We start from the raw sequence: 12,625 nt of genomic DNA on the forward strand, positions 1-12,625 counted from the left end.
TTGTATTATTTACATGCGAGATGCGGAAGCATTTGCTCCCTCTGATAATGCCAAAACGTCGCGATGAATCAGATCGACAATTTCTGCCTGAGACAGCTGTTCGCCGATTCGCTGCTCGCCTGGTACATTCAAAACATCTTGATCTTTCCACCACTGGCGCATTTCTGATTCGCCAAATTCATGAGCGTTTGGCTTGGTAGCGTGGCGGCGCACCGTTTCCTCAAACGATACGTCAAAATAATAAATCAGTTTTTCACCCTGAAAATCATCCAGCAGCCGGCGCAGCATCGCGCCGTATTTTTTATTGCTCAAAATACCCTCCAAAATCACCGTATAACCAACGTTATTGCCATACATGCATAGATCGTAAATCAGCTGAATCGCCGGATTGCTTTCGCTATCTTTCACGCGCAGTATTTCCCGGCGCACCACATCCTGTGACACCAACATCGTGCCGCAACCTAGTTGACGCTGGAGTAAGCGCGCCGTACTGGTTTTGCCGCAACCAGAATTACCGCGGAGAATGATTAGCGGATGAGAGGCCGTCACATACGCTCCAGTAAATCGTAAGCAACAGCCGCTGATAACGCCTGCATTTGACGAAGATTATCACCCGGCTTGAGTGGTGGCTTGAGGCTACGTGTAAGGAAAAATCCGACAAATGACGCCAGCATTTCCACGTTCAACTCACCTAGCCACGGCGTTACGTCATGACCATGGCGCGCCATATCAACCAGAAATTCTGTCGCACCAGATCCCTGGGGCGCATAGGAAGCCCAGTTCCAGTCAACCAACTTCAACTCACCAGTTTGCGGATTAAATGCCAGATTATCACTACGAACATCCGAATGATTAAAGCAATCTTCCGTCTGCTTGACAAATTCTTTAGCGCGCATCGAAATATCAGTCAACTCATCGCGCTTTTCTAACAGCTCAATTATAGCCTGACAACGCCGCTGATTAATCTCCAACTGACTTGGCAATAGTTTTTGATAATTATCAATCAACCGACGACGAATATCAGCGTCAGCAATAATCTGATCAATTCCATCATCTAAGCCAAGCTCTCTCGCCACAAACGGTTGTAGTTGCAATTCTTCAATTAGCTCCTGCGGCAATTTTATTTTTTCCAACTCGCGAACCGCGGTTATCACCGTCGAAATATAACGTTCCGCGACAGAGTTATCCGTCGGAGGTTGCCACAACCACTCATCTGACGAAGCGTAACTGCTCGTCATTAGCACGTGACCATCATCGGCCAATTTAGTCCAATCAGCAACATATTGCGGATAAGTTTTCTGTAACAAACGTGTCACTGCATAATCTTTTTTTAGCCAGCCTAATTCCCGCTCGCCCTCATCCGACAATAAATTAGCATCAACTTCTTTAACGAAAATTGTTCGATCACCAGACGACACTAACGCTCGGCGATTAAGCGAAAAGCCGCCACTTACTGGCGTGATCCGTAATTCAGATAAATCAACGTTTAGCTCCGCCGCCGCACACTGCAAGGCTCTGTCGGTTAATAATTTATCGTGATCTGGCAATGTTCCCATGCATAAATTATAACATCAGACAACTTAAATCCGCTTAGTAAATATCATTACTCGGTTATTACGAGTTTGGGAATTTTTTATCCATTCCCCTGCGCACGTCATCAAATTCAGACCCTCAGATACACCATCAGCTGGCCGAATAAAACTATTCATATCCACGTCAGATAATTTAACTGTTTGTTTTTTTATCACCTGATAACGCAGTATTTTACCATCGCCACGCTCGACACTAATCGTATCACCGGCATTCAAAGACTCTAGCTTATTAAAAACTCCACCTGAAGTTATACCCGACGCATGTCCGACAATAATAGATGCGCCTAACTGACCTGGCTTAACACTGCCGGTATACCATCCAGCATCAAAGATGTTGACAGGTGACTGCATTGAACCGTCCGAATTGACGCTCATTTGCAAAACCCTAGCCTTAACCCCCAACTTCTCAATGGTGATGACTCGCGGCAAGTCCGCAGCTACTTTATACTTAGCGATCACATCATCTGAGACTTTAGTTTCATCTTTACCTTCACTACTTCTATGATCATTAGAATCATCGCTACGTGCTGTTACTGGCGCCCCATTAACGGCGTTCTTTATTCGACTATTCAACAGCCAAGAGTCAACAAACGAATATATCGAGATTGTCAAAAGAATAACTGCAATTACGCCAGGAAGCTTTTTACGAAAATTACCACCTAAAATATTTCGCAAAGATTGCTTAATATATCTCTGCTTGCTACCCCGAAAATCACCGACAAACACAGACTCTCCATAGATATCTAGCAAGCGGGCTGCTCGAGTCAGTTTTTTATTAATTAGCGTAGGTTTCTTTGATGATTTTATACACTGCCGAGGCTGTTTTTTCTTAGTTGACGCAGAATGATGAGCAATATCCGCAGTATGCTTCATATTCACACTATCAGTCACATTTACAACAATATCACTCATCAGCCTGCGTCGCGGTACGACCACTCGACCCCTAGCATTTGGCGGTGTCTGTAAATTGCGTATATTTCGTTCTCCCCGTACCATATCTACCTCATTGTAGCCAACAGGCACGCTCTGCGTCAAACCGCTTATGGCGTGCCTGTCGATTTTTTAAGCCTTTACTTCGGCTCTTTACTTCTTACTAAGACTCTTTCGCTTTGTTACGAATAGCAGAGCGGCTGCTGAAGCGACTCCAGTTATAGCCCCAATCAAATTAACAGACAATTTTTCACCACCTGTATTTGGAGCTTTTGGAGCTTTTGAGTCATTCTGTGCCGTCAGTACAACATCATTACCGTCACCGCCAACATAACTAATCTTGAAGGTTGCACCACTTACAGTTACTTCTGCACCTTCTGGTAAGTCCTTAAACGTTCCCTGGACAGGGTTAGTGCCGTTGTTGCCGATGATCGTAAAGGTATCGCCCTTCTTAATGACACCACCAGCCAAGTATGTTAAGTCTAGACTACCCTTTAGATAAACATCGTGTGCAACAATCTGATCATAGTGATCCTTGTTTAAGATTTCAGCCTTATATACACCGGTATTATTTAGAGAGAAACCTTCCAGTACAGTAATTTTACCTGGTGAGTTGCCCGGAGAAACAATACCTGATACATAAAGACCCTTTACCGTGGCATCACCGCCAAATACACCACCTTCACGAACGGTCACATGAGAGCGACTACCATTTAGTAAAACTGTTTCACCTTTTTTAACAGTCACAAACTCATCAGGCTTGTCGCCGTCTAATTGTATTGTTTTAGCCTCGTTAGTATGACCAATCTGACCGTTCGGGGTGCCACTAGTGTTATTTGAAGACTCAACCAGTACTGTACCTTCATTATCTTTATGAGCAACCAGTTTACCTGGACCACTAAGTTTACCAGTAATCTTCAATGTGACATTTGGTGCCAGCTGATACTCAACGTCACCATTAAGTGTAATGTCGCCAGACAGAACCGTCGTCACATTCTGATGACTTGCAACGTAATAACAACGTATTCCACTAGAAATCATCGAGCCATTTTCAAAAGTGATTTTACTGGAACTTGTCTCATCGCTATAATAACTAATGTCTAGTTGACCTTTGTTCTTAATAGTAACACTGTTAGCGTTTTTTGGCCACGCACCGGCGTTCTCTCCGACAATTATCTCTGAAGCTTTCACACCAGCTATGTCATTACAGCCAGAATTTGCAACCTCAAAACGATTTATAGTCGACCTATTTTTTTCTTCAACTCCCTCCTCAAGTCCACCATCAAATCCATTAGACTTCAAGTTTGATAAGCCATTAATAGTGCCAACAATATAAACTTTAGGGATTTTACGCTCATCTTTACTATCGCTACTGGTATGATCTCCAGTAAATTCAGCATCTGACGTAAACCGCATCGTATCAATATTATAGTCGGCGCACGACTTACCGTCAGGAAGACTATCCAGCTTTTTAACCTCTAAGCCTGACAGAGCTACCGTTAAATCGTTCTGAATATTTTCAGTAGGCCCATCAACACACTTAAATACCAACTTAGAGCCTTCTGTTGGTACTTGACCTTCTTTCCAGTTGCCAGCGGTTGACATTTTATGGTCACCAGCAGAGCCAGTCCACGTAAATGAAGCTGGCGCAGCACTTACCGGCGAATGAAGCGCCACTATGCCAACAATAGCCGCCACCGACGCGGCGCCGATTATTTTAGTATAAGAAACACCCATTTTGTTTCCCTCCCGTACACGTTTGTGTTTTTATTTAATTTGTGACCTCACAATATCATTACTAAATGAGCTTTACAAGCATAATTGTATAAAATACAACAAAAAACTATATATTCTATCTGTTATTAGTTTGGAATAACTAGTATAAATTCCGCGCCAGCTGACGGTTTACTTTTGATGCGAATAGTATAACCACAACGATCCGCCAGAGTTTTAGCAATTGCCAGCCCCAAACCATAGCCCGACGCGTCGGTTCGAGTCCGTGCTGCGTCTGCACGATAAAATCTCTCGAAAATGTGTTTTTGATCATTTGACGAAATGCCTGGTCCATTATCTTTAACTATAAATTCCACAGAATTTTTATTCAGCCTGACCCAAATCTTTACTTCGCCGACTTTTTGCGGCGCGTATTTAATAGCATTGTCCACCAAAATTGATAAAATCTGACGAGCCGCATTTACTTGCAAAGTTACCTTTTGACCATCTGGAATATCATGAAAAATCTTAACCTGCTTTGCTTTTGCAACCTGAGAATACTGTCTTATAACCTCTTTAATAATTTCAGAAATATCAATTGACTCTGGATCATTCAAAGCATTTTCCGACTTCGCCAAATCCAGCAACGAATTGCTAAGGTTAGTCAGTTTTTTAATTTCCTCAACGTTTTGGCTCAAAACCTGACGAGCTTTTTCGTCGGTCAGCACACGCTTACGCATCGCTATTTCATTGCTCAAAAGTAACGCTGCCAACGGAGTTCTTAGTTCATGGCTGGCATTAGACACAAATTGGGCTTGCTGCTCAATTGACCGTTCAATTGGCGCCAGCGTTCTTCGTGCCAACACTAGACTTAACCAATAGCCAAACGCCAACATCACACCATTTAACGCAATTAAAGATATTACCATCATTTCACGCGTTTCATTGTCGCGTCGCTCTAACCGATGATGAAATTGATATTCAATATCCGCAGATTGCTTAATATGGTCATCAGGTGGCAATTCTCGGTTAAGTTGCGTCGAGGTAACAGCATAAATAATCACACTAAATACCAACGATAACGTCATAATCACAGCCAAATAGCTCAGTGCTAGTCGCTTGACGCGTTGCTGTTTCATGATTTTTCCTCTAATTTATAGCCAAAACCAGAAACCGTGTGAATTAATTTCGACTTAAATGGCTTATCAATTTTTCGGCGCAAAAACATAATAAATAACTCAACATTATTCGGTAATACGTCCGCGTCAAAATCCCAAACGTGCGATATAATCTGTTCTTTTGATAAAACTTTACCTTTATTTCGCATCAAATATTCCAGAACACCATATTCCTTAGCGGTCAAGTTAATTTCCTGCGAAGCTCGCGTTACTTTTTTTGAGCTTGGATCAAGTTTCAAATCGCCCACCTGAAGAATTTCCTCCAATTTCTCATTCGGTCTACGAAGTAACGCCCTTATGCGAGCCAACAATACATCAAAGCTAAACGGCTTAGCTAAATAATCATCTGCCCCCGTGTCCAAACCTTCAACAATATCACGTTCTGTATCACGCGCAGTCAACATTAAAATCGGCGTTTTATCACCGTCATTCCTCAGGGTTCGACAAACTTCATAGCCATTCATTCCTGGCAACATTATGTCCAAAATAATAACATCATAATCATCAGCAGCAGTTCGATAGCCTTCACTGCCATCATTCGCCACATCAACTGCATACGACTCGTCTTCCAACCCTTCTTTTAATAGTCGAGCAATCGTAACGTCATCTTCAATCAGTAAAACTCTCACATATATATTATACCTTTATATCTCAATAATTTCATATACTAACACATCGATATCATTTGCGCTTCTGGCCAAATTTTCTGGACTAATCGTTTGCCGCGTGCTGTTAATCGCACCCACGCGTCACCGTATATCTGATCAATTGCCATCAAACCTTTACGACGCAAATCCACCAAAATATTCATTACTGTTCGACGCGACAAACCAACTTGCCCAGCTAAAACTACGACGTCATCACTACCATCTTCATAGATTTGTTGTAAAATTAACGCCTCGTTTGTTGTTAAATTAACTTCTTTTGCTTGAATTCTATTCATAATATTCCTTTCTCTGGTTAATGATAGTTATTATGATAAACGAGCATTCTTTAATTTTGCTGTAAAATTGACTATTCTACTTTTATTTTTATTATGCTTGTTGTTATAATTGGCTTCTAACATAAATTTAAGGGGAGTGTATGTTAATAAGAAAACGCTTTTTAAATACAAAAGTTAAAATATTAACTGGAGTGATAACCGCTGGACTAATCATTGGCGGGTCGCTACTTACCTTGCCGACTGGACAAGCTAAGGGTGTCGTCAGCGATGATTATCCATTAAATGATAGCACCCACTGGAACACAGAACCTGTTTGGCGTGACGAGTTTAATGGCACATCGTTAGATAAAGAGTCTTGGAATGTACGTAGCGGCGGATGGGGTGCAAACCACGTTCAAAGTTGCTATAGGGACAAGGAAGAAAACGTCAACGTTAAAAATGGTAGTCTAAATCTAGTTGGACTATACAAGCCAGGAGAAAGGTGTAGCGGCAATGAAAAAAGCGGCAACTTCACCTCTGGATTTGTAGAAACAAAGGGCAAAAGATTTTGGACTTACGGCTACATTGAGGCTCGTATAAAAATGCCAAATAATAAGAGTACTTGGCCGGCATTTTGGATGAGCCCTAACGAATCTACGTATGGCAGTTGGCCTCGCAGTGGTGAAATTGACATCGTAGAGACTAAAGGTTCTAATTTAGATTACGCGGCAGCAGATGCTCACTGGGGAATCTCACCAGGATACAAGAAGCATGCCCAAGGTAAAAAATTGCCAGCTGGATTTAAAGACACTACTCAGTGGCACACTTACGGCGTAAAATGGACTGAAGGAAAATTGGAATATTACATTGACGGCGTAAAATTCCATACAGTCAGTAGTTTTGGATGGCCAAACGCAGCAAATACACCTTATGGTCCGTTTGACAAGTCGTTCTTTCTACGACTTAACTTAGCAATTGGCGGTGATTACATTGACGGCCAAGGTAGTAAATGGTCAAACGCCTACAATGCCCTAGCTAAATATCCAGAGTCATTCCCAGCAACTATGTCAATCGATTACGTCCGCGTATACGAAAGACGAACAGCTAAAGAAGTCAATGTACCAGACAATAACTTGCGCGCTCAACTTAATAAAAACCTGTCAACAGCGCTTAGTACTGTTCGTAAAGACGATCAAAAAATTACTGACGTAGAGCTAGAAAAATTGACAGATCTTAACCTAGACGCAGCCGACAACGCATCAGAAGCAGAAAAAATTCACGATTTAACAGGCTTAGAGGCAGCTAAAAACCTCAAGTCCTTATCTCTTAAGAACAACTCTGTCTTCGACCTAAGAGCAGTCTCTAACATCAAATCTCTAAAATCAGTAAACTTAACTATTAATCGCTAACTAGCTTAGGCGTTTACAGAAAAATTGTCATCTCATTATGGGGTGGCAATTTTTTATTTCAACCTGAAACTCCAGCAACCAACACCTCTGTAATCATGTTGTTAAAATAGCTACATATTAAACTTTACTTTTATTCCGCTTATTGTTATAGTGGTGTTAAATATCAAAATATTGGGAGAGATAAAAAATGTTAATAAAAAAACGTTTTTTGAATACAAAGTTTAAGGCGGTAACTGGATTAATGATAGCTACAGCTATTATTAGTGGATCGATATTCACCCTGCCTATAGACAATGCCAAAAGTGCAGGAAGTCCATATCCGCCAACAGATAGTGAATATGAGAAAGTCTGGTCAGATGAATTTAATGGAGATTCACTAGATACGAACGTATGGTCTCCATACACAGGAGGCTGGAACGCTAGTGAGGTTCAGGGGTGCTATACAGAATCCGCGGAAAATATAAACGTCAGTGGAGGTAGCCTGAATCTGATCGGTCTATATAAACCAGGCGTAACCTGTAATAAGGGCAAAAATAAAGATTTTACCTCTGGATTTATAGAAACAAGAGACAAGAAAACCTGGACTTACGGATATTTTGAGGCTCGAATAAAAATGCCAAATAATAAGAGCACCTGGCCAGCATTCTGGATGAGCCCTAATGAAAAAAGATACGGCGACGGGTGGCCTATGAATGGCGAAATCGACATCGTAGAAACAAAGGGCTCTGATTTGGACTATGCTGCCGCGGATGCACACTGGGGAAAATCCATAACCAATAAGACACACAAGAACAGCCACAAATCGGACCTACCGGCAGGCTTTTCAAATACTACTGACTGGCATACATATGGAGTAAAATGGACCGAAGGAAAGCTAGAATACTTCATTGATGGAAAAAGCTATCATACAGTTGAAGGATTTGGTCAACCAAATGCCGCAAACACACCGCACGGACCATTCGACGTACCATTCTTCCTGCGTCTTAACATGGCAATTGGCGGTACTTATATCGACGGCCCTGGTGGTAAATGGTCGAATGCCTACAATGTCGTAGCAGAAGAACCAGGCACATTCCCTGCAACTATGTCAGTTGACTACGTTCGTGTATATCAAAAGCGAGAGCCTAAAGAGGTTGAAGTCAAAGACACGGAACTGCGCAAGCTGCTCAATGAAAAACTAGGAGAAAAACTTGGTACAACTCGTGCGGCAGATCAAAAAATTACTGACGTAGAGTTGGAAAAATTGACAGATCTTAACTTAGATAACTCAAACATTACCAACCTAACTGGAATAGAAGCCGCCAAGAATCTTAAGAATTTGTCGTTAAATCACAACTCAATCTCAAATCTAAGCCCACTGGCTGGACTGACTTCTCTGAAAACTCTATCACTTAAAGAAAACAAGATTACAGATATAAGCCCACTGGCTGGACTGACTTCTCTAACTTCACTGAATCTTGAAGACCAGCGAGCTAATGCTAAACCTAACGACAAATCGTTTGCTTCACCATTGAGAGATTTGGCAGGAAACGTAGTTTCCGTGACCAACTCAGCAGACGTTATTAACGACACAGCGACTCCTGGAAACATTCAGTTGCTATCACTGCCAGCCAACGGAGCATCCACTATCATGAATACCCCTTGGACAAGAAGCGTAACAATCGGGGCAGTTTCAGCTACGTTTAGCGGTACTCTAGCCATTGACACATCAGCAATCCCTAGAGCGGTTCAGCCACAACCTCAGCCACAGCCACAGCCTGCTAGTCCATCAGCTGCCGCCCACAATCCAGCTAATAAGCCTCAAAATGCTGTAAGTGGTCTACTCGCAAACACAGGATTTAATGTCTTCTTAGGTGTTGTCGCCACTCTAGCATTAGTTGCTGCAGGACTATTAATTCTACGCTAACCTGCAACTACATAAAATTACCACCCCGTGATGAGGTGGTAATTTTTTATTGAGGAGTTGGTTTTTATTGTCGAGAGGATTGAGAAGTTGGTTGCGGTGCTACGCCAGACTGTGAAGCGTCTGATGGCGGCGTGTTAGTTGTGTTATTTCGAGCTGACGGAGTTTGCCCAGCTGAAGATGAACCCGATTGTCCTGATTGATCAGATTGAGCTTGGGGCATACTGCCATTTCCGCCAGATTGTTGCCTAGATCCGCCAGGACCGCCTTGAGATTGGCTCATTCCTGGAGGACCGCCAGCTTGCCCGCCCATTTGGCTTCCGCTGGAGCCGCCAACTTGCATACCCGCAACAAATCCTAGTCCGCACAAAACCACGCCACCAATTGCTATTCCTATTGCCGCGCCGACGCTAATTGAGCGTTTTTCGTTCGAAGTGCTTTCCGAATTGTTAAAGATATTTTCTGGTGTTGTTTGAGATTCTTGGTCTAATCTTTTCATAATATTTCTCCTTTGGCTAAATTTATTTCCTATGCAGATAGTTCGTATAATGTTACATCACTACCTCCATAATTAACGACTTTACCGTTTTTCTTAATCCAATTTGTGATTTCGCTATTTCCACCGTTTGGACCACCGCCATGACCGTGCGAGCTGGCGGCGTAATATTTCAATTTGCCGTCCGCCACCAACTGCTTAAATTGTTCAAGCGTGAGTGGCGTGTCGCTGCCGTTGAATCCGCCAATTGCCATGACTGGCTGACCGCTAGTTAGCTGAATTGCCGCTGATTCATTCGCGCTATCCACCGCCACCAACCAAGTCGCACCATTTTGGTTTCGTAAAAGATATTGAACCAACGCGCTGTCTGCCTGAGATTTTTCATTATTGCTTCCCTGCATCGCTGTTGAACTTGGACCTGCCGTCGGAATACTGCCCGTATGCGTAACGTTGACGGTCGACAGAGTGTAAACAACCGGAGCGGTCATACACGCAGCCACGGAGGTGATAATTGCCAAGTTCTGAAGCCAACGTTTCGGCGTATATAGATTGACCAATAGCCCAATCATACCGATAGCCCCCAGAATGCCAACCGTCCACATTAGCCAAGTCATCGTACCAGCGTAGCTAAGAATAATTATCACAATCGCCGCCGTCACGCCGACCAGCATAGGCAAAATCCAAGCATACGATTTTCGTCTAATGTACGCGCCCCACAGAAATGGCACACCAATCCCAACCAGAGCCGCGACAGCCGGTGCCATAACCACCACGTAGTACGGATGAATCACGCCGCTAGTCATACTAAATATTACGATGTGAATGATCAGCCAAAGTATCCAGAATATAACCGCCGCTCGCCCGCGATTAGTCCGCGGAGTCTTGCGCAAAATCCATAAGAGTAGTCCGCCGCTCGCTAATGCTAAAATTAGTAGCCATGCGATGTTCGGTCCGAAATCATTATTGAATATCCTAAATACTCCCGTTTGCCCACCAAATCCAGTACCTCCAGGACCATGACCGCCACTGGGAGCGCCGCCGCCCATTCCGCCAGGACTTGCCATTGCCATACCAGTACTATTCGGAGGAGTTCCGCCACCTCCGCCGCCGTGGCTTCCTAATAGCCGACCAAATCCGTTATAGCCAAAAATCAAACTCCAAATACTATTGTCATTCGTACTACCAACCCACGGTCGATTACCAGACGGCGTCAGCCAAACAAGCACGCTCCACCATAAAGTCGACACCGTCGTAATCACACCCGCAAACATCAAATGTAGAAATCGCGTAACAATTGGCGGCTTAGCGAACGCTAGATAGACAATTACCATCGCAGGCAAAACCATCAAGCCCTGGAGCATTTTCGTGTTAAACGCTAGTCCCGTAAACAGCCCCGCCAGACCAAGCCATAAAAGCGGACGCCTACCTTCCAATGACCTGAGAAATGCGTAACCGCTGGCGGTGAGCATAAAGGTCAAGATAGCGTCTGGATTATTAAATCCAAACATCAACGCCGCAACAGGAGTTAACATTAGTGTAACTGCGGAAATCATCGCACTAGCAAAGCCGAATTGCCGTTTCACTGCCGCCGCGTAATAACTATTTGCCATGCCATTATGCATCGCGCCAAACATATACAATGCGCCCGCCGCAATCAACAGAATCGGAAGAGCCATTTTCTCAAGCCACGAACGATTGTCCAATTCTTTATTAACTCGATGAATCATCGACCGCAGTTTTTACAATCTTCACACGACTATCAGTGTCTTCAATCCAAGTAACGGGTTGCTCGTGAATCGGCACGCCCGCGCGCTCCGTTTTAATCAAAAGCTCTGTGTCGAAGAACCATTCATTGTCCTTAATTTTTGGCAAAAATCTCTTCGCCACGTCGCGACGAATTGCCTTAAATCCGCACTGCGCATCGCTAAATTTGGTTCGCGACGTCAATTTGATAATCTTGTTGTAACACCGTGAAATAAACTCCCGCTTAAAACCGCGGCTGGTCTTTGATTTTTTCATCAATCGAGAACCAATCGCCACGCCCGCTTCGCCCGCCACAAGCGGCTGAATCATCGGCAGAAAATCATCCAGGCTAGTGGACAAATCGACATCCATATACGTCAGAACGTCCGCCTGACTGCTTTGCCAGACTTGCTTTAATGCTCGCCCGCGACCGCGTTCAGCCAGCCTTACGACACGAACTGATTTATGATTTTGCGCCAAGCTTTTCGCTATTTTTAAGGTGTTATCTTGACTGCCGTTATCCGCAATCGTTATCTGATAGCGATATGGCAAATTTTCCATCATGTATTCGTCAAGCGTTTCAATGCTGCTTTGAAGAATTTTCTCCTCGTTCAGCACCGGCACAACTATGTCGACAAATGGATTAGCTATCGCCCGAAACGGCGATGGACTAGAATAGGACGTAATAAGTCGCGACCTAGCTAATGGTTGGGGTGTGGTTATTGCTCTCATGCAAACC

Annotated in this window: 12 protein-coding genes; 2 read left to right on the forward strand and 10 right to left on the reverse strand. The window is 43.5% G+C overall.

Annotated elements, in window-relative coordinates; genetic code table 11:
- Window positions 1-9: 9 nt before the first annotated feature.
- The 7 genes from LRM47_RS02165 to LRM47_RS02195 form a co-directional block, all read right to left on the reverse strand.
- A complete protein-coding gene (locus LRM47_RS02165) occupies window positions 10-549 on the reverse strand; it encodes a kinase (protein WP_243822648.1) in 540 nt (179 codons plus the stop codon).
- A complete protein-coding gene (locus LRM47_RS02170; RefSeq protein ID WP_243822649.1) occupies window positions 546-1,556 on the reverse strand; it encodes a hypothetical protein in 1,011 nt (336 codons plus the stop codon). Before LRM47_RS02170 ends, LRM47_RS02165 begins: the two co-directional genes overlap by 4 nt.
- 24 nt (window positions 1,557-1,580) lie before the next feature.
- Window positions 1,581-2,588 (reverse strand): class F sortase, encoded by a 1,008-nt coding sequence (locus LRM47_RS02175; RefSeq protein WP_243822650.1) that lies wholly within the window; start codon window positions 2,586-2,588, stop codon window positions 1,581-1,583.
- Between the two features lie 87 nt (window positions 2,589-2,675).
- On the reverse strand, window positions 2,676-4,259 hold the full coding sequence (locus LRM47_RS02180) for a hypothetical protein (RefSeq protein WP_243822651.1): 1,584 nt from the start codon (window positions 4,257-4,259) through the stop codon (window positions 2,676-2,678).
- A 125-nt stretch (window positions 4,260-4,384) separates the two neighbouring features.
- Complete coding sequence (locus tag LRM47_RS02185; protein ID WP_243822652.1) at window positions 4,385-5,374, reverse strand: sensor histidine kinase; 990 nt, start codon at window positions 5,372-5,374, stop codon at window positions 4,385-4,387.
- Complete coding sequence (locus LRM47_RS02190) at window positions 5,371-6,042, reverse strand: response regulator transcription factor (RefSeq protein ID WP_243822653.1); 672 nt, start codon at window positions 6,040-6,042, stop codon at window positions 5,371-5,373. Before LRM47_RS02190 ends, LRM47_RS02185 begins: the two co-directional genes overlap by 4 nt.
- 38 nt (window positions 6,043-6,080) lie before the next feature.
- Window positions 6,081-6,356: a MarR family winged helix-turn-helix transcriptional regulator gene (locus LRM47_RS02195; protein ID WP_243822654.1), complete on the reverse strand. Its 276-nt coding sequence runs from the start codon at window positions 6,354-6,356 to the stop codon at window positions 6,081-6,083.
- 140 nt (window positions 6,357-6,496) lie between these two features.
- On the opposite strand from LRM47_RS02195, the gene LRM47_RS02200 reads away from it, so the two are divergent.
- Window positions 6,497-7,744 (forward strand): glycoside hydrolase family 16 protein, encoded by a 1,248-nt coding sequence (locus tag LRM47_RS02200; RefSeq protein ID WP_243822655.1) that lies wholly within the window; start codon window positions 6,497-6,499, stop codon window positions 7,742-7,744.
- Between the two features lie 187 nt (window positions 7,745-7,931).
- Window positions 7,932-9,650, forward strand: a complete 1,719-nt coding sequence (locus LRM47_RS02205) for a family 16 glycosylhydrolase (RefSeq protein WP_243822656.1) — start codon at window positions 7,932-7,934, stop codon at window positions 9,648-9,650.
- A gap of 64 nt (window positions 9,651-9,714) precedes the next feature.
- Here the strand turns inward: LRM47_RS02205 and LRM47_RS02210 are convergent, their stop codons facing one another.
- The 3 genes from LRM47_RS02210 to LRM47_RS02220 are packed head-to-tail and all read right to left on the reverse strand — an operon-like array spanning window position 9,715 to window position 12,618.
- Window positions 9,715-10,146, reverse strand: coding sequence for a hypothetical protein (locus LRM47_RS02210; RefSeq protein WP_243822657.1), 432 nt, complete (start codon window positions 10,144-10,146; stop codon window positions 9,715-9,717).
- A gap of 29 nt (window positions 10,147-10,175) precedes the next feature.
- A complete protein-coding gene (locus LRM47_RS02215; RefSeq protein WP_243822658.1) occupies window positions 10,176-11,870 on the reverse strand; it encodes an ArnT family glycosyltransferase in 1,695 nt (564 codons plus the stop codon).
- Window positions 11,854-12,618 carry a dolichyl-phosphate beta-glucosyltransferase gene (locus tag LRM47_RS02220; RefSeq protein ID WP_243822659.1) on the reverse strand — a complete coding sequence of 255 codons (765 nt, stop codon included), beginning with the start codon at window positions 12,616-12,618 and terminating at the stop codon, window positions 11,854-11,856. Before LRM47_RS02220 ends, LRM47_RS02215 begins: the two co-directional genes overlap by 17 nt.
- Window positions 12,619-12,625: the final 7 nt, after the last annotated feature.

This window comes from Candidatus Nanosynbacter sp. TM7-076, assembly GCF_022828325.1.
Taxonomy (GTDB): Bacteria; Patescibacteriota; Saccharimonadia; order Saccharimonadales; family Saccharimonadaceae; genus Nanosynbacter.